General features: G+C 55.2%; 19 protein-coding genes and 1 pseudogene. 8 read left to right on the forward strand and 12 right to left on the reverse strand.

Going from position 1 to position 25,742, the window contains the following annotated elements; genetic code table 11:
* Positions 1-69: 69 nt before the first annotated feature.
* The 3 genes from R3F50_01275 to R3F50_01285 all read left to right on the forward strand — a co-directional run bounded on the left by R3F50_01275 (position 70) and on the right by R3F50_01285 (position 4,703).
* A complete protein-coding gene (locus R3F50_01275; protein ID MEZ5488932.1) occupies positions 70-1,437 on the forward strand; it encodes an NAD-dependent succinate-semialdehyde dehydrogenase in 1,368 nt (455 codons plus the stop codon).
* A 289-nt stretch (positions 1,438-1,726) separates the two neighbouring features.
* A complete protein-coding gene (locus R3F50_01280; GenBank protein ID MEZ5488933.1) occupies positions 1,727-2,419 on the forward strand; it encodes an OmpW family outer membrane protein in 693 nt (230 codons plus the stop codon).
* Positions 2,420-2,726: 307 nt separating this feature from the next.
* Complete coding sequence (locus R3F50_01285; GenBank protein MEZ5488934.1) at positions 2,727-4,703, forward strand: DUF1631 family protein; 1,977 nt, start codon at positions 2,727-2,729, stop codon at positions 4,701-4,703.
* A gap of 106 nt (positions 4,704-4,809) precedes the next feature.
* Here the strand turns inward: R3F50_01285 and R3F50_01290 are convergent, their stop codons facing one another.
* Together R3F50_01290 and R3F50_01295 are read right to left on the reverse strand one after the other, a co-directional pair.
* Complete coding sequence (locus R3F50_01290; protein MEZ5488935.1) at positions 4,810-6,492, reverse strand: cation:proton antiporter; 1,683 nt, start codon at positions 6,490-6,492, stop codon at positions 4,810-4,812.
* Between the two features lie 146 nt (positions 6,493-6,638).
* Entirely contained in the window at positions 6,639-8,162 is a 1,524-nt protein-coding gene (locus R3F50_01295; protein ID MEZ5488936.1) for a multicopper oxidase domain-containing protein, read from the reverse strand.
* A 331-nt stretch (positions 8,163-8,493) separates the two neighbouring features.
* Between R3F50_01295 and R3F50_01300 the strand changes: the two genes are divergently transcribed.
* Entirely contained in the window at positions 8,494-9,681 is a 1,188-nt protein-coding gene (locus tag R3F50_01300; protein MEZ5488937.1) for an exo-alpha-sialidase, read from the forward strand.
* Positions 9,682-9,697: 16 nt separating this feature from the next.
* Positions 9,698-9,994, forward strand: a complete 297-nt coding sequence (locus tag R3F50_01305) for a MoaD/ThiS family protein (protein ID MEZ5488938.1) — start codon at positions 9,698-9,700, stop codon at positions 9,992-9,994.
* A 138-nt stretch (positions 9,995-10,132) separates the two neighbouring features.
* On the opposite strand, the gene crp is transcribed toward R3F50_01305, so the two are convergent.
* The 5 genes from crp to R3F50_01330 all read right to left on the reverse strand — a co-directional run bounded on the left by crp (position 10,133) and on the right by R3F50_01330 (position 15,710).
* Positions 10,133-10,813 carry a cAMP-activated global transcriptional regulator CRP gene (crp, locus tag R3F50_01310; GenBank protein MEZ5488939.1) on the reverse strand — a complete coding sequence of 227 codons (681 nt, stop codon included), beginning with the start codon at positions 10,811-10,813 and terminating at the stop codon, positions 10,133-10,135.
* 205 nt (positions 10,814-11,018) lie between these two features.
* Entirely contained in the window at positions 11,019-12,230 is a 1,212-nt protein-coding gene (locus tag R3F50_01315) for an FtsX-like permease family protein (GenBank protein ID MEZ5488940.1), read from the reverse strand.
* Positions 12,231-12,330: 100 nt separating this feature from the next.
* Positions 12,331-13,632: an ABC transporter permease gene (locus tag R3F50_01320; protein MEZ5488941.1), complete on the reverse strand. Its 1,302-nt coding sequence runs from the start codon at positions 13,630-13,632 to the stop codon at positions 12,331-12,333.
* A gap of 22 nt (positions 13,633-13,654) precedes the next feature.
* Positions 13,655-14,386, reverse strand: coding sequence for an ABC transporter ATP-binding protein (locus R3F50_01325; protein MEZ5488942.1), 732 nt, complete (start codon positions 14,384-14,386; stop codon positions 13,655-13,657).
* A 37-nt stretch (positions 14,387-14,423) separates the two neighbouring features.
* Entirely contained in the window at positions 14,424-15,710 is a 1,287-nt protein-coding gene (locus R3F50_01330; protein ID MEZ5488943.1) for an HlyD family efflux transporter periplasmic adaptor subunit, read from the reverse strand.
* 644 nt (positions 15,711-16,354) lie between these two features.
* Between R3F50_01330 and R3F50_01335 the strand changes: the two genes are divergently transcribed.
* Complete coding sequence (locus R3F50_01335) at positions 16,355-17,632, forward strand: flagellar hook-length control protein FliK (GenBank protein MEZ5488944.1); 1,278 nt, start codon at positions 16,355-16,357, stop codon at positions 17,630-17,632.
* A gap of 90 nt (positions 17,633-17,722) precedes the next feature.
* On the opposite strand, the gene R3F50_01340 is transcribed toward R3F50_01335, so the two are convergent.
* Complete coding sequence (locus R3F50_01340; protein ID MEZ5488945.1) at positions 17,723-18,901, reverse strand: DUF839 domain-containing protein; 1,179 nt, start codon at positions 18,899-18,901, stop codon at positions 17,723-17,725.
* A 98-nt stretch (positions 18,902-18,999) separates the two neighbouring features.
* On the reverse strand, positions 19,000-20,592 hold the full coding sequence (locus R3F50_01345; GenBank protein MEZ5488946.1) for an alkaline phosphatase D family protein: 1,593 nt from the start codon (positions 20,590-20,592) through the stop codon (positions 19,000-19,002).
* Between the two features lie 315 nt (positions 20,593-20,907).
* Between R3F50_01345 and R3F50_01350 the strand changes: the two are divergent.
* Together R3F50_01350 and R3F50_01355 are read left to right on the forward strand one after the other, a co-directional pair.
* A pseudogene (locus tag R3F50_01350) lies at positions 20,908-21,171 on the forward strand (arsenical-resistance protein).
* Positions 21,125-21,628 carry a methyltransferase domain-containing protein gene (locus R3F50_01355; protein MEZ5488947.1) on the forward strand — a complete coding sequence of 168 codons (504 nt, stop codon included), beginning with the start codon at positions 21,125-21,127 and terminating at the stop codon, positions 21,626-21,628. The pseudogene R3F50_01350 and the gene R3F50_01355 overlap by 47 nt, the downstream one beginning before the upstream one ends.
* 225 nt (positions 21,629-21,853) lie before the next feature.
* Here R3F50_01355 and R3F50_01360 read toward each other — a convergent pair whose 3' ends face one another.
* From R3F50_01360 to R3F50_01370, 3 genes are all read right to left on the reverse strand, one after another.
* The gene (locus R3F50_01360; GenBank protein ID MEZ5488948.1) at positions 21,854-22,765 is read right to left on the reverse strand and encodes a glycosyl transferase family 90; all 912 of its coding nucleotides are present in this window, start codon (positions 22,763-22,765) and stop codon (positions 21,854-21,856) included.
* A 264-nt stretch (positions 22,766-23,029) separates the two neighbouring features.
* Positions 23,030-24,466, reverse strand: coding sequence for a phosphoesterase (locus R3F50_01365; GenBank protein ID MEZ5488949.1), 1,437 nt, complete (start codon positions 24,464-24,466; stop codon positions 23,030-23,032).
* A 57-nt stretch (positions 24,467-24,523) separates the two neighbouring features.
* The gene (locus tag R3F50_01370; protein MEZ5488950.1) at positions 24,524-25,717 is read right to left on the reverse strand and encodes a phosphatidylinositol-specific phospholipase C1-like protein; all 1,194 of its coding nucleotides are present in this window, start codon (positions 25,715-25,717) and stop codon (positions 24,524-24,526) included.
* Positions 25,718-25,742 lie beyond the last annotated feature (25 nt).

The raw sequence follows: 25,742 nt of genomic DNA on the forward strand, positions 1-25,742 counted from the left end.
CGGCCGGGCCGACAGCCGCAGGCGGGGCACACCACATCACTATTCACCAGCCAACCACGGAAAAGTATTATGACATTAACCTCCATCAACCCGGCAACCGGCCAGCCCATTGCCGAATACGAGCCACACAGCGCAGAACAAGTCGATCAGCTGATCAGCAACGCCGACGCGGCCTTCAGAAGCTGGCGCCAGGTACCGATTAAAGAACGCAGCCAGGTACTTCGACGGGCCGGCGATGTCCTCAAGCAGAATCGCCATTCCTATGCCATGCTGATGACGCGGGAAATGGGCAAACCCCTGGCGCAATCACTGGCAGAAATCGACAAATGCGCCGATGGCTGCCTGTTCTATGCCGACAAGGCCGGCGAGTTTCTCGCTCCCGACCTGGTCATGACCGAGGCGCCGGAAAGTTTTGTCTGTTACGAACCCCTGGGTGTCGTTCTTGCCGTCATGCCGTGGAACTTTCCTTTCTGGCAGGTGTTTCGCTTCGCCGCCCCCGGCCTGATGGCCGGCAACGCCGGCCTGTTAAAGCACGCCAGCAACGTCAGCGGCTGCGCGCTGGCGATTGAGGATGTTTTCCGGGAAGCCGGCTTGCCGGACGGACTGTTCAGCACTCTTCTGATCGGCAGCAAGGACGTGGAACGGGTCATCAATAACAAGGCAGTCAGCGCCGTAACCCTGACCGGCAGCGGTGCCGCTGGCGCGGCGGTGGCAGCAGCAGCCGGCAAAGCCCTGAAAAAGAGCGTGCTGGAGCTGGGCGGCAGCGACGCCTACGTGGTACTGGCGGATGCGGACCTGGATCTGGCCGCCAGGGTTTGCGCCACCAGCCGGATGACCAACAACGGGCAGACCTGCATCGCCGCCAAACGGCTCATCGTTGAAGCTGCAGTTCAGCAGGAATTCGAACAGAAGCTGTTGCGGGAGTTACAGCAATATCAGGCTGGCGATCCGGAGCTGGAGCAGACCAACCAGGGCCCCATGGCCAGAGAAGATCTGCGGAATGAACTCCATCAGCAGGTGGAAAAATCCATCGCGCTGGGTGCCAGGTGTCTTCTCGGTGGTCAGATGCCTGAAGGGGCCGGCGCATTTTATCCCGCCACGCTGCTTACGGGCGTGAATGAGTCCATGCCGGCGTTCCATGAAGAGCTGTTCGGGCCGGTTGCCAGTGTGATCACCGCCAGGGACGAAGAAGACGCAATCAGCAAAGCCAATGATTCAGACTTCGGTCTCGGGGCCGCGGTTTTTACCCGCGATGCCGACAAGGGCCGGCACATCGCCGCCCACCGCCTGGAAGCTGGAACCTGTGTGGTAAACGACTTTGTCCGTTCCGACCCCAGGCTGCCTTTTGGCGGTATCAAGCAGAGCGGTTATGGCCGCGAACTATCCCACTTCGGCATACGGGAGTTCGTCAACATCAAAACCGTTTACAGCGGCTAGCGCCGCACCGACGAGCGCAAACGCCAACGACTCCTGATCATTGACCGGCAGCGGTTGCGCTTCTCACCGCACAGTTGCTGATTACTGTCAGTCTCTGGCAATGCTTTTGCCGGATCAATGCGGGTTGTTGGGAGGCAATCAGCTGAAGATTGTCTGCTGCCGATGCCTTAGCAGGAGGCTAATAAAAAGTTACTTTACTTTCCCTGACACAGGTCAAAACCGCTGGCTCCGATCCGCACTAGTCTGCCTTTCAGTGTTATCTGTTTGGGAACAATCGGGAGAGAGTAATATGAAGAAAACCTTGCTAGCCACAGCCATGGCGTCGGTTGCCTTGCTTGGCAGCCTCAGCCAGTCTGCGTTCGCCCATGAGGCCGGAGACTGGATTCTTCGGGTCGGCGCCACCAACGTGGACCCGGACGCCAGCAGCAGCCTGATATCAACCACGGCAACCGGGGCACTGCCCGGGACCGGTGCCGACGTGGGCGACAATACCCAGCTGGGTCTCAATCTGGTCTATATGTACAGCGACAACATCGGCTTTGAGCTGCTGGCCGCAACACCCTTCGAGCATGACCTTGAGGCGCAGGGTCTGAGCGCCTATGACTTTGAAACCACAGATCTGGGCAGTACCAAACACCTGCCTCCCACCCTGACCGCCAATTACTTTTTTGGTAACGCCAGCTCGGCCATTCGTCCCTATGTGGGCGTAGGCGTCAACTACACCACGTTTTTCAGTGAGTCACTGAATCGCTTCGCCCGCAACGAACTTGGCGCCCGCAGCCTGAAACTAGACGACTCCTGGGGTATCGCCTGGCGCGGTGGTGTTGACTGGGAAATCAGTGACAACTGGCTGATCAATGCCTCGTTCTGGAAGATCGACCTGGAGACCGATGCCAGTTTCAGCTCGGCACTGGGCAGGGTCATGGCCAATGTGGATGTTGATCCCTGGGTCTACATGATCTCTCTCGGGCTAAAATTTTAGCCTGTTTCAATTCTCTAGATCTGGCCCTCGATCGACAGTAGCCGGTCGAGGGCTTTTTTTCACTGTACCGCTGCTCCCTTCTACAAAAACTCCGCTTCCCAGCACGGTGTCACGTCACCGCTGTCCCAACTTTTTCACAGAGGCTGCTGCACGGCCTGCTTGGCCTCAGCGGGCCTTGCAAAAAATGCTCAATAATTTCCCAGGAACTGTCGTAACTAACACAAACAGGCGCGGGCCCGGACAAAGTCGGGTCGATAGCGCTCGGTCCGAATTCAAGCCAGATGAATCAGCCCGGAGACGATTAGCTGTGACTGAGTCTAAGGAGAAAACGCTGCTAAGTGTGCGGAGCATTGCCATCCGATCACTTGCAGGCTGGGTAAGGCAGGCACTTGCCGATACTATTGCAACGCTCAGTGGGGACGGCAGCGTGGCCCGGCAACGTGATGCCCGTTGGCTGGTCAAAACCCAGGATCAGGTTCTCGAACAGTTTCAGCGGGAAATATCACGCTGCTTCAATCAGCTTCTGGGTCACGATCCGGCCCCCGCCCCGCAGGTGGAATACGGAACATTGAAGCTGATAGACAACGAACAACTGGAAGCCATCATTGCCCTGGAGGGTATGATTACCCATGCCCGTAACTGTGATATCGCCGATTTTTTGCGTCTGACCACCCGCCTGAACGATCTGTTTGCCAGTCAGATTGTGGATGAATCAAATAACCCTCTGGACCCGGCGCAGATAGGTGAGGCAATTAAAGTGAGCGTCGAGGCAATAAACTTAAGTCCCGAAGCTCAACTCACCCTGTATCGCAACTTCAATCGCTGTGTATTCCATCAGCTGGAGTCTCTTCTGCAGGAGGTCAACGCCTTCCTGAAGACCGAAGGCATACTGCCCGGCCTTGACGTTCAGGGCCGAGACAAGGCCGATATCAGGACCCGTCGTAGCAATTCCCGGGACAAGACCGACCCCAACGAGCGGGCATTCAGCAAACCTTCGGCATTGGAACCCACAGCCGGCAGCAACCAGCGTGATGTATTTACCCTGCTGCAGATTCTGATGCACAACGACGCTCACAAGGTGGCCACCGCCAGCCTGATGCATGACAGTATTGAAGCGACAGATCTGTTATTCAAAGCGATCTGGGATGATGTAACAGTCCCGGAAGCGATCAGAATGCTGATCGGGCGCACCTCACTGACGGTACTGAAGGCGTCGTTATCCGATAAGAGTCTTTGGGACAAGCCGGATCACCCGATACGTCAGTTCCTGAACGAACTTGCGGAAGCCAGGTCAAGCACCACCCTCTCTGATGAACTGGAACAGGACCCCTTGTACCTGAAAGCGAGAGACCTGACCCTGGAATTTATTGCCGAAGACAACGCTGATCAGAAAAAAGCCCTGCTGCTGCTGACAAAGCTGGCGGAGTTCAAGCGTCAACAGATTCAACCCGGCCGTCAGCCCGCCGCCCAGACAACGTCAGACCCCAGGGTACTGTGCCAGAAACGGCTGGACGAGGCACGCAACCGTGCAGATCAGAAGATCAGAGAGCGGGTTCAGAACGAAACGCTTCCACCAGGCATTCTTCAGCTGTTGCAAAGCCATATCAGAGATTTTCTGGTCGAGATAATCCTTGCTCAGGGCACCGGCGGTGACAACTGGAAACCGATCATGAAGACAATCGACCTGCTGGTCTGGAGCGTTCGACCCGGTAAGTCTCCAGTGGATCGAGAAAAACTGGCGTCGATCAACGACAAGCTGACATCCAATATCAGCAAGGCCCTGCGGGTCGCCAGGCTCGACACACAGAAGATCGAAAGCATCCTGAAACAGCTGCGAGAGGCCCAGGATCAAAGCTTCAATCAGGCTCCGGGTGACGCCGTCACCCGGCCGGCTGAAACACCAGTCACAGGACTTCAGCCACAAACTTTGCAGACTCCAGCCGCCCCGGTTCGATTACCGGCCGACCCGCGGTTTTTGCAGGAGGCAAAAAACCTGCCCGTCGGGGTCTGGATGGATTTCGTCGTCGACGGTGCCCATACCATCCACTGCACTCTGGCCGCCAAGATCTCGAATCCAGACTGTTACGTGTTCGTCAATCGTCAGGGTGTCAAGGTGCTGGAAAAACCGGTAACCGATGTGGCCTGTGAGCTCGAGGCAGGTACCGTCAGGCAGATCAGTGAGAATGTCCTGTTTGACCGGGCCATCGATACTGTTATCGCGCGCCTGAGGGCACGTAATGAAAACAAGTCGGCGGCACGCCAGGACCTGCATTCCGCCGCGTAACTTCGGCCAGGCTGGCAAAGAAGTGCACCGGCCAGGGGCTGTTCTGGACCTGCAGCTATCACCGCAGCGATTTTCATCCGCGCGCTGGATCGCCGATCAGACGGTTCTATACCGCTCTGGTGTTAGCCTGGTCGCGATACTCGCCGATCTGGCGCTCTATCTCCCGCTCATCCACCTTCAGCATTTCCAGGGCCTGGCGGCTGACAAGCAGGCTGGATTCCAGCAGCTCCGGGAACACCTGGTTGGCCCCGATAGAAATCAGTTCCTCGAACCCTCCATGCTCCAGACAACGGACAATAATCGGAATACCGGCATGGCGCTGCCGGATACCGCTGATCGCCGCCTTGCCCTCCTCAAGAGACCGGAAGGTCAACACCACCAGGCTTGCTGCGGACAGATGACAATGCTGCAGAATCTCCATATTATGGCTGTCACCATAAACAATATTCTTGCCTTCCTTGCGATACTTCTCGACCACGTCGATATCCGTATCGATGGCAATATAGGGCAGGTTGTTGCACTCAAGAAACTGGGTCAGCGTACGACCCAGGCGTCCATAACCACCGATGATGACGTGCCCCTTCAAGTCCAGCTGCACCGGACGGTAAGTGGATGCTGAGCTGTCAGATTTCGCCAGTTTACGGCTGAAGGTGGACGCGTTGCGGACCAGAAAGGGGCTGGCAATCATGCTGAAAATGGCAATGATACTGACAAAGGATGCCTGCTCCGCAGGCACCGCACCGCTGAGCGTCGCCAGCGCCATCAGTGCCAGACCGAATTCGCCGGCCTGCGCCAGGTTAAACCCCACACTGATCGCATCCTGCGTACCGAAACCGAGAATACGTACCGACACCGCCACCACCAGGGCCTTGATCGCCAGCAAACCCAAGGTAAACAGCAGAATCCGCGGCCAGTATTCCAACAGCAGCGCCAGATCCAGTCCCATGCCGATGATCACGAAAAACAGGCCCAGCAGGATATCCCTGAACGGCCTGATGTCGGATTGTATCTGGTAGCGGAACGGACCGTCTCCCAGCATCATGCCGGTGACGAAGCCTCCCAGCGCCATGGAGAGATGAAAACTGTGGGTCAGCCAGGCGGCCAGTAACACGATGACCAGGGTGCTGAGCAGAAATATTTCATCGGAGCCGGCCTTTGCCACCTCCTGGTAGACGACTGGCAGCACCCATTTGCCCACCGCCAGTAACAGCACCAGCAGCACCAGCGCATTGATACCGGCCTCGCCGAGTCCACCCAGCACGGAAGCACCCTGCTCCTGCCCCAGCACCGGAACCAATATCAGAAACACCACGGCAATCAGGTCCTGGAACAGCAGCACGGCGATAGACAGTTGACCGTGCAGATTGTGCATCTGCCGGTTATTGACCAGCTCCCGCGTAACGATGGCCGTGGAGGACAAGGCCAGAGATCCGGCAACCAGAACAGCCACCTGCCAGCTGGCTCCCCAGACATAAACCGCAAGCGCAAAAAGCAGCGTGCAGACAACCACCTGCAGGCCGCCGACGCCGAACACGGCGAACCGCATGGCGAGCATTTTCTTGAAATTGAATTCCAGGCCCAGGGTGAAGAGCAGAAAGACAACCCCGAATTCCGCCAGAAAACTGAAGCGGGAGGGATCTTCAACCAGCCCCAGCGCGGAAGGCCCGATAACGGCACCGACGGCTATATAGGCTACGATCGTTGCCATCCGCAACCTGCGGAACAGCACACTCGCGAACAGGGAGAATCCGAGAATAACGAGAAACTGCTGAAACAGCTCTTCAGACATGGCTCACTCAGAGGGCAGAATCAGCAGCAAGCGTGAATGAAAAAACCCGGCAGCACAAGCAGCTTCGCCGCCCTGTCCGGGGCAGTCGGCGGAGCCGCAGACAGCACTGCCCGGCATCCCTGCTTCGGTAACCCTTTGTTCTGAGGTCAAACCACCACGAACTGCCCCATCATGCCATGATCCTCATGTTCGAGAATATGGCAATGGAACATATAAGGCAGTTCCGGATCGGCGAAATGATCAAAAGTCATCACGATCCTGACAGTTTCTCCCGGCCCCACCTTGACCGTGTCCTTATAGCCCCGCTCATGGGCATGGACGGGCCGGCCATTACGGTCCATTACCTGAAACTGCCCATGATGGACGTGGAACGGGTGCATCATCATGGAATCATTAACGATTTCCCATATTTCAGTAGAACCCATGGGGATTGATTCGTTAACCACCGACATGTCCATGGCCTGGTTATTGATGAAGAACTGATCACCGCCGCGGCCCATCATACCGCCACGACCACCACCGCCTCCACCGCCACGCATCATCCGGCCACCCATGCCCATTGCCATGGACAGGGTAAAACGCCGGGTGTTGTCGATACCCCGCTCCTCAAAGCGGACCAGGGGCACCAGCTGCGACGGCAGGTCAACTGAGTGCGTCAGACCCGATTGCGGACGCAGCGCCAGAATCTGCAGGCGCTCGGTATTGGTGGGATGCATGTTTCGCATCATGCCACGGGGCATGTAGGGTGAGTCGGCAGCCATGGGTAAGCTGATCAGGTTGACCGGATTACCGTCGCTGACATCCACCACGATGTCACATCGCTCTGCCGGCCCCAGCTCCACCACTCTCATCTCGAACGTTGAATCCAGAAATCCACCGTCGCAGGAAAGCTGCTGAAAAGTGCGGCCATCGCTGAATGCCAGGTTGTAGGTGCGGGCGTTGGAACCGTTGAGCAACCTGAATCTGACCTTGGTGGTGGTCGGCACAAAATAGGGATCCAGTGTGCCATTAACGAGAATGTAATTGCCGAACATCCCCGTCATTATGTCGCTTTGAGCGCCCAGGTATTGAAAACTGCCGTCCTCGTTGAAGCGCCGGTCCTGAATCACCAGCGGGATGTCGTCGACCCCATACTCCCAGGGCAGGGGCAGGTTCTCACTGGCCGCGTCATCGACGATGATCATTCCCGCCAGCCCCTGATACACCTGCTCGCCGGTCTTGTGGATCAGGTGCGAGTGATACCAGAACGTGCCCGCGTGCTCCATGACCTGGAACTCCGGGCTCCACGTGGTTCCTGCCTCGATGACGATGTGCGGACCACCATCGGCACTGGCTGGTACGTGCAGGCCGTGCCAGTGCGTGGTGGTAGGCTCGCCAAGGGCATTATGCACGTGCATGGTGACATCTTCGCCGTCCCGTAACCGAATGGTGGGGCCGAGATAATTACCGTTGTAGCCCAGGGTCGGCGTATTCAGATCAGAAAAGAACCGACTTGTCCCGCGCTGTGCCTGCAGGCGATAGTGCCGGCGGCCATTTTCCATCTCACCTGTGAGCAGCCCCGGGATATTCAGCGCGTTGGTACCGGGGACGCCCTGCGCCCTGGTCCAGGTGGGCAGCAGCAGGCCCGCCGTTCCGAACCCGGTTGCCTCTAAAAAAGTACGTCGTTTCATCTGAATACACCGAAAGCAATAAAAATCAGAGTTTACACTGAAGGATGCTAACCACCAACGGACCCCTGCAAATTGATCCATGTCGAGAAATCGCGGGGTTGGGGCAGCTTCACCGGTCAGTCTTGCGTATTCGGCACAACCAGGCTGTCGCGAGGGACGCTGGAGCACAGAAGCCCAAAATTCGCACTTGACTCCCTCTATTACGGATGTCATATCTTTGTCGTTGAAGTTTACTACCTTGCGGGATCCGGCCTTTACTGAGTAATCCCGGTAACCAACAGGCCAGTTCAAGCATAAGAATCCAACGAGAACAAGAAACGAGGAGATGGCCATGGGGAAGATCAGAGTACTGGCAGGCACACGCAAGGGCGCTTTTATACTCACCTCTGATGCCAGGCGCGAATCCTGGCATATTGAAGGGCCTTTTTTCGGCGGCTGGGAGATTTATCACATGGCCGCCTCCCCCGTAAATCCCGAACGCATCTACGTCTCGCAGACTTCGGACTGGTTCGGTCAGGTAATACAGCGCTCTGACGATGGCGGTCGAACCTGGCAGCAACCCGGGACCTCAGGGGGCAAAACAGCCGATCAGGAACAGCACGAGCCCGTTGCCGAGAGTAACAGGTTTGTCTACGACACATCGGAACAAACCGGCCGACCGCTGACCACCCATCAATGGTATGACGGAACACCCCATCCGTGGGAGTTCAAACGCGTGTGGCACCTGGAACCCTCACTGACCGAACCCGACACGGTTTACGCAGGCGTTGAGGACGCCGCATTGTTTGTCAGTATTGATGGTGGCGCCAACTGGCAGGAGTTGGCCGGATTGCGCGGGCACGATACGGGAGAAAACTGGACCCCGGGTGCCGGAGGAATGTGCCTGCACACGATAATGCTGGACCGGAACAATCCGGAGCGGATTTTCGTCGCCATATCCGCCGCTGGAGCATTTCGAAGCGACGACCGGGGCAAGACCTGGAAAACCATTACCAAGGGCCTGGTCTCAAACTATATTCCCGACCCGACCGCCGAAATTGGACACTGTGTCCACCGCCTGGCCATGCATCCAGCCAAGCCCGAGGTCCTGTTCATGCAGAAGCATTGGGATGTCATGCGCAGCGATGACAGCGGCGACAACTGGTATGAAATCAGCGGCAACCTGCCGAGCGACTTCGGGTTCCCCATTGCTGTTCATGCCCACGAACCCGGCACCGTCTATGTCATTCCCATCAAGAGTGATTCCGAGCACTATCCGCCAGAAGGAAAATTACGGGTCTATCGCAGTCGCGGCGGCGGCAATGACTGGGAAGCGCTCACCAATGGCCTGCCGCAGAGCAATTGCTACGTCAATGTGCTGCGTGACGCTATGGCAGTGGACACACTGGACGACTGCGGAATTTACTTCGGAACCACCGGGGGTCAGATTTATTGCTCTGCGGACAGCGGCGACAACTGGGTCGCCATTGCCCAGAACCTCCCCGCTGTGTTGTCTGTAGAGGTTCAGACCCTCATCTAGAGGGACGGGCAGCAACATGATCAAGGTCCTGATACCCTACCAGCTTCAGACCCTCGCCGGTACCGGTTCGGAGTTGCAGCTTGCTGTCCCGCTGCCATGTACGACAAGGGAACTGATTCTGGCCCTGGAAGCCCACCATCCTGCCTTGCGAGGCGCAATCCTCGACTATGCCAGCGGCCAGCGCCGTCCCAAAATACGCTTCTTCGCCTGCAAGGAAGATATCTCCCACGACTCCCTGGATACAACCCTGCCGGACGAGGTGATGGCTGGCCGGGAGCCGTTTATCATACTGGGGGCCATCTCTGGCGGTTGAGCAAGTTGGCGGACGGCAACCTGAGAAGGCTGGAGAATTGAGAAAGTCGGGGCTTATCGGCTATTGAGACCACCACGACCCCTTTGGTGTTGCCCGCTGCAATCCTCTTACTGACCGGGCATACCGGCTGCCGGAAAATCAGGGAACCTTTTTCCTGTTTTCGTAACTGGGGCGCGTCGCCTCGTGGACAATAACCGTCTTTTTACCTTCGACAGTAATCAGCCCCTGCTCCTCCAGACTGGTGAGTATCCGTCCTGCCATCTCCCTGGAACAGCTCACCATCCGACCCAGTTCCTGACGGGTCACCTGTATCTGCATGCCATCGGGATGGGTCATGGCGTCCGGCTGCTCACATAAGTCCAGCAAGGTTCTGGCGATGCGGCCCGCCACATCGTAGAACGCCAGCAAGCCCGCCTTGCGACTGGTACGCAACAGACGATCGCTGAGCTGTGACCCGATGGCAACCAGCAGGTTGGTGGCCGATTCCCGATCGGCTTCCTGCATGAACTGACTGATCTTTGCGTGACTGATCGCGGCCAGCGTTGTTTCTGTGCGGGTCCTGATCAGCACGTTGCGCGTGGACTGGTCTATGAACAGCCCCATCTCACCGAGAAACTCACCGGCATTGAGATAGGCCAGTATCAGCTCGCGGCCGTCCTCATCCTCCAGGCAGACCACCAGGGAGCCACTGACAATGTAGTACAGCGTATCAGCCGGGTCGCCAGGTGAAATCAGGTGGGTATTCTTCCCATAGCTTTTGCGGTCGCAACTGGCGAGAAACTGCTGCAATTTGTCGTTACTGGTGCGAAAAGTAGCCATATGACTGAAGCTCTGCGATTTTCCGGCCCAGCTGCACTGGCCCGGGGCGCCTGATTGATAGGGATACTACCTATATCAGGGAAGCCGCCGTAAAAGTTTAGCAAAACCATCATGGCTTTCATTAGGACCCGCGGCCGCTGTCGACCAGTTTCCGCGACACGCCAGCGTATCTGTGAAGAGAGGTGCCGGCACTCGGGCGATGTCGTCAGACTGAGCGGGTGGCAAGCGCCGGCGGTATTCTGGAGGCACCCCTTGAGGGGCCCAGCACCGCCAGAAATCCAACCAGAATCAGTGTCAGCATGCCCAGCGGAATGTAATACCAGTCTATCCTCGGCATATTGAACGCCTGCACCAGGAAGATATTGAATCCCGTGGTTAACAGCGCACCCAGCGTGACTCCAACAACGGAAATAATCAGATTTTCCGTGACGAAGTAGCGGATGATTTCCAGCTGTGTGGCACCCAGCGCTCGGCGCGTGCCGATCTGCTTGCGGCGCCGGTTGATACCAAAGACCGCCAGCCCGACGATACCCATCGACGTGATGAATACCAGGGTACCGATAACCACCTGCAAAATTCGCGACATGGAGCTGTCCAGCCGGTAGCTTTCTTCACGGGTCTCCTGCAGGGATCTCACCGACATGATGATCCGCGCGGGATTGCTGTCGGCGAGCAGCTCCTCTGCCCGCAGCATCATGGCATTGACCTGGCCTGGTTCCGTGCGCACCAGGTAGAGCGACTGACCATCCACTATGTTGGCAGGTACCAGCATGGATTGCTCGACGAAGGCAGACTGGACCCAGGGAGCCTGCAGCTGATCCACTAAGCCGACAACCTGTATCGGGTCATCGCTGCCAGTGTAAAATATTTCACCCACAGACTCCGTACCTTGGCCTGGAAACAGCGCTTCCGCCAGGGCTGATGTGATGATGGCCCGCTCTGGCGAAGACGAATTAGGCCAATCAATCTGGCGCACATCGGTACTGTTGAAGTTCTGGCCCGCAATCAGCTCAAGCCCCATGGTTGCCAGAGCATGCTCGTCGACGCGATACAGAGCCGCTTCGCTATAAGGACTGGCCGGGTCCGGTACCAGACGGGCACCCGTTGAAGAGCCGCTGCCACTCAGCGGTATGGCATTAATGACCGTCATGTCCACAATTCCAGGCAGGGATTCCAGCAGGGCACGGTCCTCGACGATTGCTGCTTCCTCGCTGAAGCCATCCTGAAAGCCAACACTGCGCAGATAAAAAAGGCTCGCCTCATCGAGGCCACTGGGCCTTGCCATGAGACTGGATCGTTCGTTAATGATATAGATCGCGTTGACTACCACCGTCATGGTAAAGGCAATCTGCAGAGCTATCAGGCAGACGCCGATCTTGTTGCGCAGCATGGCGCGAAATATTGGTCCAATTTCCATTACATTACCCGCCTGATTACATTACCCGCCTGTAGGTACCGTCGCGATTTAATCGATTATGTGTCTGTCGCTGCCAGACGCCCGGTTTCCACCTGCCGCCTCATTGGGTTTTCAGGTGGATGGAGGGACTGATCCGACAGGCTCGCCAGATGGGATACATCCCCGCCACGATGGTCGAGACTATCGCCAGCACGATGGTGACGCCCACTACCGTGCCGTTGAGCTGAATCCAGTCTGTTACCAGCAGGTCTCCCAGCATGGTCTTGATACCTCGCAGCCCCAGCGCCGCGACCCCCAATCCCAACAGGCCGCCCAGCAACCCGATAAAGCCTGCCTCGATCACGTGTTGTATAAAGAGAGAGATTTTGTCTGCACCAAGAGCCTGTCTGACACCGATCTCACCAGACTTGCTGAGAAACTTGGACAACAGCAACCCGATGGTATTCAACAAACATACCGCCAGCAGCATTGCCGCCAGGGCCGACAGAATCTGCGTTTCGGCAGGCAGGACCTCCTGCAGGAGCAGCCATTCATTAACGTTGAACAGATTGTTGTTCAACGGCCTGGCAAAACGCCCCAGCTGCTTCTGATCCCGCACATAGTTGTCGAGATAATCCTGCATGCCGGCTCGCTCACTGTCGTTTTCCAGCTCCACCCAATACTGAAGCCAGACACATTCAGAGTTCAGAAACGCCTGTATCCCATCGCCGCCCAGGGGCTTCCAGCAGCTGGTGTTGCCGGAGCGCTGCATTTCCAGGTTGACTATATGCCCCCAGGGAATATACAGCTCCTCAGAAGGGTCAAATGGCCCATTGTTAACATCATAGAATTTAGGCATCGGCGCCCACTCATCCAGCACCCCGACAACCTGAAAGTTATAGCCGTGCAGAACCAATGTCTCTCCCACTGAGTTAGCCCCGCCGAACAGCCGTTCATTGAGCTCTCTGGACAGCACGGTAACCTGCTGCAGCTCCGAATCGGCACTGCGGCTCCAGCCGCTGCCATAGAGGAACGGCACATTGAACATAGGGAAAAAGTCCGCATAGCTGCCGCGCCCGGTTACAGAGAAGGGGCGGATCTCACCTTCCGGTTCAATCACAGCCACGAATTTGGAACTGACCGTCCTGGGATACGGCAGTTCGGCGTTACTCAGCGCCATGGCATCCAGATAGGTCAACTGCTCTGGTGGATCCGACTCGATGTCGGGATTGCCGCTGTCCAGCTGGACATGATAGAGCTGGCTGCTTTTCTGCGGAATGGGATCGCCCCCCATCACGTAATTGAGAGTGAAAACCACCATATAGGCACCGACACCTATCGCCACCGCCAGCACCATTAAAGTACTGAGAATCGGGTTGCGCCGGTAGCTCAAGGCGCCAAGTCGCAGATAATAGAAAAACATCACAAGAATCCTCCCGCCAGATTCAGATTGTAGCTGTCGCCGGCTCGCCGGCAGGCTGTACTGGCTCGCGGGCTCCACCCGATACCCGCTCGATGGTCTGAATCCGACCATCCAGGATTCTTACGTTACGTCGCGCCCGACTCGCCAGGGAATCGTCGTGGGTAACCATGATGATGGTCGTTCCCTTGTCATTAACCTGCTCCAGCAATTCCATGACCCCCGCTGCCGTGTGGGAATCCAGGTTGCCGGTAGGTTCATCTGCCAGCAGGAAACGGGGTTCACCCACCAGTGCCCGGGCAATGGCAACCCGCTGCTGCTGTCCTCCTGACAACTGGGAGGGAATATGCTTCTTGCGGGACAGCAACCCCACCGAGTCCAGCATCTGTTCAATGCGCTCCCGCCGTTCGGAAGCCGGCATGCCACGGTAACGAAGCGGCACATCCACATTGTCGAACAGATTCAGATCCGGCATCAGGTTGAAACTTTGAAAAATGAAGCCGATTTTTCTATTGCGCAGCCGGGCACGCTGCCTGTCGCCAAGCTCTGCCACGTCCTGACCGTCCAGCAGATAGGTCCCCGACGAATAGGTTTCCAATAATCCGGCTATATTGAGAAAGGTGGTCTTTCCGCAACCCGACGGACCGGTGACCGTAACGAATTCACCTTCCTTCACTTCCAGACAGAAATCCGACAGCGCCCGGGTCTCAACCAGCTCGGTGCGGTATAACTTGCTCACATCCTGCATTTTCAACATGTACGTTTCTCCCTGGGCAGCCCTGGGTCGAGTTGCCTCAATTATTAATCAGTACCGACTCGACGCCATCAAAGATCTCGGTGCTGGAAATCACGATCTGCTCACCTGGCTGCAGTCCGTCCAGTATTTCAACATTGCCCAGACTGGTAGCTCCGATCACGATCGGCCGTCGCGTGGCAATGCCGTCTTCGACCACATACGCAACACGCCCGTTGCCGCTGTCAATAAACTGGCCACGCTGCACCATGATCACCGCGAATTTTTCCTCCAGCAGAATACGGGTCGTCAGACGCTGGTTCTGGCGCAGGCCGGCCGGCGGGGCGGCGGAAAAACGCACCCGGCCGGTGACCTGGTTGTCGATGATCTCCGGAGACACGGCAACCAGAGTGGCCTGGTGTATTTCATTGCCGGCGCGCACCTCCGCCTGCATCCCAAGAGCCAGGTCATCGGCGTAGCTTTCCGGTACCAGTATCTCCACCTCGAAGGCCGACAGATCGACAACGCTCAACACCGGCTGGTTGCGAGACACATTAGTTTTCTGATCCACCAGCAGATTACCCACGATGCCACTCACCGGCGAGGTGATCACCAGCTCGTTAACCTGTCTGACCAAATCTTCCACCAGCAACTGTTGCTGCTCCACCGCCAGCTGCCGGGTCTGCAGTTCGAAATCCAGGCGCTCGTTATCCAGTTCCCGGTCCATCAGCGAGTGTCGGTGTAACAGCTCTGCCGTCTCGAGATCGTCACGGGCTTTTTCGTAATCCACTTCGGTAATAGCGCCCTGCTCGTAGGCTCGCTCCGCACGGGTCAGCTCCCGCCGTGCGGCCTTCAGGTCGATGGCCGCGGAATCCTGGGACTTCTGATTTTCCAGCTGCTGCTGGCGAATTGAGATGCGCTGCCGCTGCAATTCGATCTCCAGTGAGGACAAACGCGAGCGTTCCTGCAGCAGGCGATTATCCAGCTCCGGGCTGTCGATCCGCGCCAGCACCTGCTCACTATGGACAGAATCACCGGATTCGACTTCAAAGGTGATAGTGCCGGCCTGGGTGGCGTAGAGAGTGGGGCTGACCGCGGCAACAACCCGCCCCTGCACCGACACATCGCGGACAAAGTCACCGCGCCGGACCTCGGCCAGACGCAGTCGATCGGCATCGACGGATACCTGGGCCAGCATCCAGCGCTGGACAACGGGAAAGGCAATCCAGGCCACCAGCAGCAGCCCCAGAACGAGCAATGCCATGACGGTTATTAGACGGCCCAGCGGTTTCGATTCCAGTACGACGTCCTGCCCGGAGGTATCTGAAATTGTAGTCTTCAGGTTCATTTGCTTCCTGCTTTTGCTTTTTCGTTCTTGCTATTTGCTTTTGGTTCTTGTTTCCTGGGTTATACCTGATGGATATTCTTTGTCGTTATCGATTTCACTATCGTGTTCCTTCCTGGCCCGAAAGCAGGTCACCACCTGAAAATCGAGTCTCCATTACTATTAGAGGTAACAAAACACTAAATGGTTACAGATTTCTGCGGCCTGCGCATAATCAGCAATCATTGCGGCGGCGAATAGCTGTTTGCTTGGGCATAGGCGAAACAAGTCAGCCACAGTCTCAGTCTGTCACAGCCGCTTTTTTAGTTTAGCAAGATCGGTGCCATCTACAGGTTTAGTCTTTTTATCAGCTTGTTATATAACCTCTCTAGGATTCGGGGAGCCCTGACTGTGGTGAACTCCACGAACTTCTGGCGACAATAACCAGTAGAAAAAGCCGGGTGAATATCAGAGCTCTCCAATTGTGCGCGGACCCAACCAGGTCGGCGGGAAAGTAGTGACAAGGTCAGGATAGCGACTCTGCCCATTCAAGTAGTTAACGCCGACTGCCGTACTACTACTGTATGTACGTTGCTTTGGCACAACCCGTTAGCAGGATTTAAGACTAACACCGAGCCCGATTAACCCAGTGTCAATGGATGATCCACATGCCCGCCCCGGCTTTACCACCCCTTAGTTCCCGCATTACCGGCAACAGAAATGACTACAACGGCTGGAGGCTGAACCAGCAGTTGCTGGCGACTGTTGTTAACGGTGACAATGGCAGGAAGAATCTGCGTATCAATGGCAACATCTATTCACCTCTGCAACACTTGCAAGTGGATTCGGGTAAGACCCTCATACTGGTAGTCAAGTCGCTTTCTCCCTATGTTGAGCTGGGGCTGCTGAATCGTTCACCGGCTCCACAGCGATCGGAGGGTCAATCCGGCATCATTCTTTCCCGGAACATTCAACAATGGCCCGGGCAAAACCTTCAGGCCAACGTTTCCAGCCTGGCCGGGTTCATGAGCTTCCTAAAAGCACCGGCAGCGGCGCCGCTGCCTACAACCACCGCCACGCTGGTTGCCGCCCTGATTGATCGCATAGCTGTGCCTGAGATGCTGACAAATCCCTTGACCTTGAAACCGGCGTTACTCCAAGCGAGCCTGTTATTGGTAGAGCCGTCGACAACTACAGGCGTGTCCGTGCCCGATAACGACCTGAGGTCTCACCTGATTCAGCTTGTTCACAGCCTGGCGGGTACCAGCATCTCTGACCCCGGCAAAGTGTTAGAGAACAGCGGGCTTGCTCTTTACCAGCGGGTCAGTCGGGTCGGCAGTAGTTTTTCCCTATTGATGGCAGGCAAACTGGGTGAAGAACTCTTACAGAGGTCCTCGACTCGAAAACAGGAGCAAGAGACCATCGAATTTTATGAGCGCCGTTGGGTATTCGAACTTCCGGTTAATTTTCAGGATCGCCTTGGTTCGATCGCTATCCGGCTGTTTGAGGAAAAATCCCGAAAAAAACAGCGCCGGGCAGTACCTGGCTGGGCGGCAGAATTCGAATTCGAGCTGCCGGGTTGCGGTGACTTGAAAATCGAACTGAAGATTGAAGATCTGGCGGTTTCGGTAGTGATCCTCTGCCCAAACAACAAGGCAGCCAGCCGGCTCAAAGCGAACCAGCACTCGTTGCGAGAAAAACTGGAGACTTTTGGATTGCTGCTATCCAGCTTGCAATGTTGCCCGACAGCTAAGCCCGGAATCAAAGCAAATTTACCTGCCGTTTCTAAACCAGTGGCCAATCGAGAGAATATACCTTTGCGTAATTTCCATATGCAGGAGAACACAAGAGAACTTAACCCGGCTGATGGCATTCCTGAATTTTTATATTGTGGGATGGCGGCTCTGTTTGGCTATGTTTTTGATATTGAAGAGAGTATCCGCTGAAGCGCCGGACTATCCGGTCAGCCACGCCACCCCTGCGGGAACAGCGGCCGGAAACCTGAAGCTTATACCGGCGCGCACTGTACTGGCTTGTCAAACCGGGGTCCGGCTGACCTCGTAAGTGATACCATCGCTATTGACTCCCTCACTGCCACGCTGCGAACTGAAATACAGTCGACGATGAAACGGATCAAAAGCCGGGCCGGTAATTTCCGACCGCTCGTGCCCGAGTATCTGTAACAGGGGTATGACACGATCATCCGGGGTGAGCACGACTATCTGCATATCACCGCCATCCTCAGCAACCAGCAAGTCGCCCGAAGGGGTGATAGCCAGGTTGTCGACACCGCTCAGTATGGGATTGGTGGAAGCCTGAACATCATAGATCACGCTGAGTTCATGGGTTGAGACGTCGTAACTCCACACCTTGTTGTCGTGTTTGGTGGAGAAGTAGACACTACCATTCTGATAAGCCACTCCCTCTCCGCCTTTAAAAGGCATAATGCCAGGTACCTGATAACGGGTCGGCTCGGAATTGGCCTGGGGATCGGCAACGGCGACCCATTCCAGGTACATGCGCCCACTGTGGCTCTTAAGAACCGCAGCCTCCAGCACACCACTGGAGAGATCAGGCAGTGAATTGGCGGGCCGAAAACGGTAAAAGGCTCCATCAGGCCAGTCTTCCGTGAGGTACAGCACCTGGTTCACGGGGTCAACTGCCACCGCTTCGTGCTTGAATCGACCCAGCGCCGGCCTCGCCTCGGGGGCACGTTTTCCGAATGGATCACATTCATACACCTGACCAAGGTCAAATTCCTCACAGGACAGCCAGGTCTGCCACGGCGTTCTGCCGCCCGCGCAGTTTAGCGAGGTGCCCTGCAGAATCGGGTAGGCATCGACGATCTCCCCGGACCAATCAAACCTGAGCGCTCCCACACCGCCCTGCCCTTCCCGGAGTTCAGCATTGGAAACATAGACCCAGCCGCCGTCTGCCGCCGCAAAAATGGCCCCGCCATCAGGCGCATCATGCCACACGTAATCAGAACCCGCTGCCGGTCGTTCCCCGGAGCGCGCCACGATGCGGGATCTGAACCCTGGTGGCAACATCATGCCATGCTCGTCAGGCGCCTGCAGCGCTCCGATCGAGCCCAGGCTGACCATATTACCGTTACCGGTGCCGGACGCACGCACAGCACCATTGGCGGCAAAAGCCAGGAAGCCCGCCGCCCCAAATTGCAAAAACTGTCGACGCTTGACTAATTGAGAATTCATAGTTGAAGAAGGTAGCATAGTTTTCATGACAATGATCACAGATTAGTTAACTTTACAACAGAGACAACCAAGGCTTCCAGCACAATACGGCGGGCTCCTTATGCTGACTGCGCGCCTGGTCGGCCCGCCTCAATGACAAAGCTTGCACGTGTGCTGATATTTTCACCAGGCACTGTCACACGTGGCAGGACCTTGAAGTCGGCTACCCAGGAACCCGGTGTGACGGTATTCGACACGTAGCCCCGTTGTCCGTTGTAGAATTTCACGTGGGGATTGTTGGCCAGCAGATTGCTGCCGTAGTCTGTCATGTCCTGACCATCCCCTCCGGAAGTGATGGAAGTTCCCACCAGTTCAGTTCCAATAGTCTTGGAGTTTTGATCGTCGAAATCGCTCTTCAGATCGGCAACCCAGTTGGAATGGATATCGCCAGTCAGCACGACAGGATTCGGAGTGCCGACCTGATCCAGATGATTCAAGAGTTCTGCTCTCTCTTGCGGGTAACCATCCCAGATATCCATCGGCCATAGCTCTTCACCTTCCGGGCTGAGAGATCGTAAGCTTGCCATCATAACCTGCTGGGCCAGCACGTTCCAGGTAGCATCTGCGGACGCCAGGTTATTGAATAACCAGTTTTTCTGAGCATCGCCCAACAGGGTGCGAAGAGGATCCTGATGCTCTGCACAGCTTGTCTTACGTCCGTCGCCACAGGCCTGATCACTGCGATACTGACGCGTGTCGAGCACACTCATCTCCAAGAGGTTGCCAAAGCGGAATAGCCTGTGAATTGGCATATCCGGGCCCTGCCTTCCAACGGGAAGCCGGACAGGCATAAACTCGTACCATGCCTGATAGGCCGCAGCCCGACGTCGGAGAAATTGTTGCGGGTCCTGCTCATCTTCTGGTGCGATGGCCGCGTAGTTATTGTCAACCTCATGGTCGTCCCAGGTGACAATCCAGGGGGCTGAGGCATGGGCTGCCTGAAGATCCGGATCAGATTTGTAGGTCCGATAGCGGGCCCGGTAGTCATCGAGCGTCATTATCTCCGGTCCCTCATGCGCTCTGACCAGGTTCTGACCCCAAGAGCTCTCATAGATATAGTCGCCAAGGTGAACAATCAGATCCAGGTTTTCCTCAGCCATGTGTTGGTAGGCAGTATAAAATCCCTGCTCGTACTGCTGACAGGATGCGAACGCAAAGCGAAACTGATCCACCTGGCTGGATGCCAGCGGTGCGGTGCGGGTGCGGCCCACCGGGCTGGTCGCTCCGCCTATTTGCCAGCGGTAAAAATAATCTCTGCCAGGAAGCAAACCACGAACATCCGCATGCACTGAATAGCCCAGTTCCGGAGTGGCAATCGCCCTGCCGCTTCTGACAATATTGGAAAAACTCTCCGAATCGGCAATCTCGTAACCAACCTGCAGCAGTTCTCCGGTGATTGCGGCATGACCCAGAGCCTGACGCTCAAGACGCGTCCAGAGGATCACGGCATCGGAAGTCGGATCACCAGAGGCGACACCGAGGGTAAACGGGTATTCACTCACACTCTGTAAGGCGTTTAAGGGGCGGCGCAAAGACAAGGGCAAATTGCCAATGGCCAGGAGACCTGCGTACCGACCGCCCAGTTTCAGAAACCCTCGACGGCTTGTGGAATGGCGGCTCACCAGTTTAGCAGCAATGGCAGCATGCTTCATAAAGACCTCCAGCTAGTCTTGACGATTAATTTCAAACACTGTTGATGAGTAGCTTAACTTCAGTTTATGAACAAACTGTGACTGACTGCAGCTTCAGTCTGGGCAATGAATCAGATGTTCCTCAAATAAGCGGCCTCAATTGAGGCCGCGCCGATGGGATATATTCAAGGGAGAGAAAAAGGAGGCCCATCTCAAACCAACAACCTCATGGAAGAAACTCCAGCAATGGTCTGCCCATGGCTGGATTGTAATTCTGATAGTCCACGCCAAGGTGCTCAAGCAAAGTGGTCACAATACGATCGGAGGGCCGAATGTGTATTTGCCGGATTGGTTGATCCGTAAACGGCCAAGGAATACATCGCGGGAATGATTTTACTTTGAGTTGCGCCCTGTACAGCTATGGTTTTTGTGTGGAGCCAACTTGTACGGGGCGATGCCAATTACACATTGGTTCAAGTCTCCATCAATGACATCATCATAGTGTTTGCCTTTGCGCCACTAGCAGCCTTACTGCTTGGCCTTGCAGATATTATTGTGTCCTGGGAAACCTTGCTGCTTTCTGTTCTTCTCTACGTCATCAGGTATTGGGCCACTAGGCGAATATCTTCTCGAATCCCGGCAATTTTCAGTTCTTGAAAGCAAAACGGATCTTCGGGATCGACTGCCCTTCGAAGACGCTCAATTCGATCCAGTTATTTGTACAGAAACCATCGAGCACAATAAAGATGTTGATAGTCAGGAGATAAAAGACCTTGAATCCTTCAACTACTCCGGGATCAATAATTTACTGGCGGAGATTGGCAGGATTCTCAAGCCTAAGGGTAAGCTGCTGGTTACCACGCCGAACGCCAATTCTTATAATGCACTCGCCAAGTGGCTGACAGGCCAGCTGCCTTTGATGCATGCCGAACACGTTAACGAGTTTTCTATTGGAGAATTGAAGCGGGTAGTGGCCCAAGCGGGTTTAACCGTTGAGCATATAGCCACCTATGACAGTTGGCAGGAAAATTTTTGGCGAGGAATTAGCCAAGGTTGAAGGGCTGTGCTAGTTTCTCGAATACTCCGCTGTCGAGCGGGGCGATAATATATTATTCACTATTCGCGAGAGCTAGCCGCTTACGCCGTGCGGTTTGATTTCCAATGTCTTGGGAATCATATGACTTTCAACCGAAGAAACTTATCAATCACGAGGGAATTTTAACATTCCAGATTGTTGGGGTAGCTTTGGGCAGCCGCGAAGTGAATAATTTCCTGAGGCTCGTCAGAGGGATGAATTGACTTCAGGCTGCTCTGACAGCGCATATACAGAAGCTGAACGCTGTCGACTGTGATTGAAATATTTCTGCAAGACCATCAGTGAAATAGCCAACTCGCTTTGCTGGTCTTTGAATTGCTCGACCCATCGATTGGCGTTGCGGACAATCTCCTGCGCTTCGTCCGGGTGTTCGTTGAAATAGTCAATTTTGTCCTCTATGTCCGAGAAATCATCTCTCAACAAAACATAGTGGTGATCAGGGATCAGTTTCCCCTCCATGAACCAGGTTTCATAGCGTGGTCTCCGCATCAAGCAAAGGGAATTTGAGGAGAATATCCACTTCAGATTAGTGGCAACGTCATTACCCTCCATGGACAGAACATATTTGTATTCAAGCTGTCTGGCAACTGAAAGGAAAGGTCTTGTTTTTGCCGGATCATCACCTTTCGATACCTTGTTGGACTGTCCGATGTCACAAGCCGGATGACGATACCATTTTTCAACCAGATCGAATCGGTGCTGGTGAGGTTTTACCTTACCCCGCCAGACGAGTTTGTTAAGCTTCGCATCGAATTTTTTCCTGTCGCGAACAAAAGAGTAATGGCGTACCTTGTTCAATTTCAACAGGACAGAGTTGGCATTGTCTCCACCAATGGGTCTGCTTTTGACGAAGCTCGGATGAGTGGGTACATGGATGACGTCGCCAAAAACCTTATCGAACTTGTACGCGGCGGGGAAATAACGGGCAGTTTCGCGCATATCGAAATAGTAGGCGGAGTGCGGTTTATCCGGAAGGCTGCCCAGGGTGGTAGCAATTGCCGATGGAGTAAAGTCAGCTCGCAGTCTGTTGTAGTAATTCACACGCCGTTGCATGACCTCGAGCTGGGTTTCTGAGTAGCCAGCAAGTTTTCTTTGCAACTGTACTCTGAAGCAGGCATCCGGGATCAATCTTTCCAGATGCCCTCTCGCGTAAAAGAGGAGCTTTGAGTTTTTCCCTGAACCTGAATTGAGACGCACTTGCCGAACCCGGACCCTTGGGTAACCTGAGATTAACTACTGCGATGCTCTGCGGCAGTTAATCTGAGGTCCCTTCGTGTAGTGAAATACTTGCCAACTACACTCAGGGTATCCACTCTTTGTTTCGTCACTATGAAGCTTATGAGTCAGTCTTGTGAAAGAGTCTCAATTGCGCAACTCGATAAAGACCGGATTTGAGTAGAACCAAAGATCCGACCAGGGATCTTCTCCCCTTGGGTCTGGCAGTGGTTCCAGTTCCACGCCATTAGTACCCCTGACTCGAAGGTAGCTGTTAACTGGCAATTCCCCTAAAGTGTAACTGATTTCCCTGTATTCACCCTCTGTTTCCCAGTCATCCGGCTCAAACCGGGCAATGACCCGGGTTGTATCGACTCTATCCAGACTACGGTCACTGCCCGCTCCGCGGATTTCACCCTGTATCAGATCAACACGGGAAACACTGGAATAATCTCCGTTATTATTAAACTGATTCGGATCGCGGAACCTGATGCTCACCCTGACTTGATCGGATGGTTTGGCTGTAAGCGTTTCACCCAGGCTTGCAGAAACCTGTTCAGAAACGGTACTGACAGTCACTGTCAATTCAGAAATCAGATCCCCGGTCGTCACAAAAATCCTGCCATTGCGAATACCATCAAGTATTGAATCATGGTTGGGTTGTGCCCACACGTAGGTCTTGGAATACTCGCCGGGCCAGAAGTCGGAACCGCCCTCACTGTAGTGAACATGAGAATCGGAATTCGCAGTGATCCACCAGCGCCGGCCTTCTGTCAACATGGAATCCCAGAAACCGCCGACAATGGCAGTAAACTGATCGAAACCACCCATGGTAGGGTAATTGCCATAGCTACCGCGGGCATCGCCCGGATCAAGAGATCCATCAGGATTCAGGGTTGCCGCCTGATGGCCGGGAGCACCAGCCATGCCGACTGAAATTTCGGGAGCGGTGTCGTTCCAGTCTCTCAATTCAGCCGGGGTATCCAGGCCATATTCACCCAGGCCAGACGCAGAGCGACTGGGGTGATTCGCAATCAGAACCGGTTTAACAGCCTGATCCCGCATAAAGCGCAAAGCCTCAAGCATGCGGGGCTCAGTGTCCCAACTGGAATCGGCAGGCCAGGGCTCGCGCTTGGAAAAATTGGACTCGATCTGGAACAGTTGCCGCGCTTCATCATCAGTGAAAGGGATAATTAAACTGGAATGATCGGCACCCGGTGTATCGAACTCCATGCCATAAAACTGAATAACTTCCGGCACCACCAGACGGGACTGTTGGATCTCGCGGTAAGCCAGGTCCATGCTTACCTTGCTATGGTTAGGGCCGCCATGATCCGTGGAAACAATCCAGCCCAGGCCGAAGTATCTGCCCATCAATGCATTCATGTGGATGGGGTAGATGGCATCACCCCCCAGGATCGGCGCAGGCGGGTCAATTTCCCGGTCCCAACCGACACTGTAGCGGCTGTGTATGTGATGATCACCTGCTATCCAGCCATAATCATCGTCAGCAGCGACGCCTGACTTTGTGACAAGCAAAAGAGCCGTCAGTGATAGAGAGAAAACTTTGGTGAAATCTGACATTGGCACAATTCTCACTGGTTACGGTTTACCAGAATCAACCAGACTTTGTCCGGTTAATCATTCGGGGCTATTGCATTCAATGGACAGTCGAACCGGATTGCACCTGGCAGCACCCCCGCCTGGCAGGCTGACCGAGTAATTACTCCACTCACCACGCGGATAATAATAATCTGTGGAAATATACTGCGCACCGGAAGCAAAGGCTGCTTCCCTGCGTTCAGTACTGTTCTCCCGTGCCTCGACGGTGTCGGCATCTGCGCGGGTTCGCACAATAAATCCCGCTCTTACTGCGGCCTGAATACGTTCCTGGTCCCTGATCGGATTGTTGATGGTAAAGTAAGCCGCATGCGGGGCATCCTCGCTGACCGAGTTAACAAAGACAGGGAGGCCTTCCAGAGAATTTCTGCCTCGCAGGTAGACTTCCACCTTGGATGGCCGCTCATCCATGGCAAAAAATACTCTGCCCCTGGCTTTATCCAGACCGGGCCAGCCGCCCGCCAATGCACCTTCCCGTAACGTATCAGCATCATTCCGCACATCATCCGGAATTATCAGTTGTTCTCTCCCGAAAACTGACATTATTTCCCGGTCCAGCGCGTCGTATGCAGCTTCATCGAAAGTCAGTGCCTCGGTCGTTCCCGGAAAACTGGTCCCCCCTTCTTTTGCGTTGAACATGATCAGAATAGGGACATGATCCGGATTCCGGTCTGACCAGGTCTTGATTTCCTGCAAACACAGAATCCAGGTATCACAGCTGGACCGCACGTCAATGTCCTGGGCATGCAGTACTTTGAATCCCGGTTGCTGCATATTCCGGTTGTCGTAGGGTTCGGCGCCCGGCCTGTTGGCAGCCAGGTGAGGAAGGAGCGGTTCGGCGTACAACCCGCCTTGCGGATCATACAGGATATCCAGTTCTATCTGACGCATACCCAGATCTAGCTGCTCGGTCAGACTGCTGTGGAAATAATCGAGCGAAAGGGCGGAGGCCTCACGATTCTGCCTGATAAGCTCCATTTCGGGAGCCGGGATGGCCTGCTTGTAGCTGTTGTGAGAGCCCACGGCCTGGAGGTCATTCATTGCCAGGCTGGTCACCGCGACGGTGCAAGGTCCATCCAGTTGAGCCCTGGCCAGCTGAGTGCTGGCACAGCCTGCTGATTCAACTTCATCGGCAATGCCATTGGAAATTGTAAGACAAAGCATGCCTAAAAAAGTAGAAAGCCGGATTATCGACTGGCGATATTTGTGCAGCATTGGTAAATCCACTTAGATACCACGG

The sequence above is a fragment of the Gammaproteobacteria bacterium genome, from assembly GCA_041395725.1.
Classification (GTDB): Bacteria; Pseudomonadota; Gammaproteobacteria; order Pseudomonadales; family Pseudohongiellaceae; genus NORP240.

Excerpts from the sequence above, each read along its gene's own strand:
- R3F50_01275 (MEZ5488932.1), top strand. The coding sequence starts at position 70 with ATGACATTAACCTCCATCAACCCGGCAACCGGCCAGCCCATTGCCGAA.
- R3F50_01280 (MEZ5488933.1), top strand. The coding sequence starts at position 1,727 with ATGAAGAAAACCTTGCTAGCCACAGCCATGGCGTCGGTTGCCTTGCTT.
- R3F50_01290 (MEZ5488935.1), bottom strand. The coding sequence starts at position 6,492 with ATGTCTGAAGAGCTGTTTCAGCAGTTTCTCGTTATTCTCGGATTCTCC.
- R3F50_01295 (MEZ5488936.1), bottom strand. The coding sequence starts at position 8,162 with ATGAAACGACGTACTTTTTTAGAGGCAACCGGGTTCGGAACGGCGGGC.
- R3F50_01300 (MEZ5488937.1), top strand. The coding sequence starts at position 8,494 with ATGGGGAAGATCAGAGTACTGGCAGGCACACGCAAGGGCGCTTTTATA.
- R3F50_01305 (MEZ5488938.1), top strand. The coding sequence starts at position 9,698 with ATGATCAAGGTCCTGATACCCTACCAGCTTCAGACCCTCGCCGGTACC.
- crp (MEZ5488939.1), bottom strand. The coding sequence starts at position 10,813 with ATGGCTACTTTTCGCACCAGTAACGACAAATTGCAGCAGTTTCTCGCC.
- R3F50_01315 (MEZ5488940.1), bottom strand. The coding sequence starts at position 12,230 with ATGGAAATTGGACCAATATTTCGCGCCATGCTGCGCAACAAGATCGGC.
- R3F50_01320 (MEZ5488941.1), bottom strand. The coding sequence starts at position 13,632 with ATGTTTTTCTATTATCTGCGACTTGGCGCCTTGAGCTACCGGCGCAAC.
- R3F50_01325 (MEZ5488942.1), bottom strand. The coding sequence starts at position 14,386 with ATGTTGAAAATGCAGGATGTGAGCAAGTTATACCGCACCGAGCTGGTT.
- R3F50_01330 (MEZ5488943.1), bottom strand. The coding sequence starts at position 15,710 with ATGAACCTGAAGACTACAATTTCAGATACCTCCGGGCAGGACGTCGTA.
- R3F50_01335 (MEZ5488944.1), top strand. The coding sequence starts at position 16,355 with ATGCCCGCCCCGGCTTTACCACCCCTTAGTTCCCGCATTACCGGCAAC.
- R3F50_01340 (MEZ5488945.1), bottom strand. The coding sequence starts at position 18,901 with ATGAATTCTCAATTAGTCAAGCGTCGACAGTTTTTGCAATTTGGGGCG.
- R3F50_01345 (MEZ5488946.1), bottom strand. The coding sequence starts at position 20,592 with ATGAAGCATGCTGCCATTGCTGCTAAACTGGTGAGCCGCCATTCCACA.
- R3F50_01365 (MEZ5488949.1), bottom strand. The coding sequence starts at position 24,466 with ATGTCAGATTTCACCAAAGTTTTCTCTCTATCACTGACGGCTCTTTTG.
- R3F50_01370 (MEZ5488950.1), bottom strand. The coding sequence starts at position 25,717 with ATGCTGCACAAATATCGCCAGTCGATAATCCGGCTTTCTACTTTTTTA.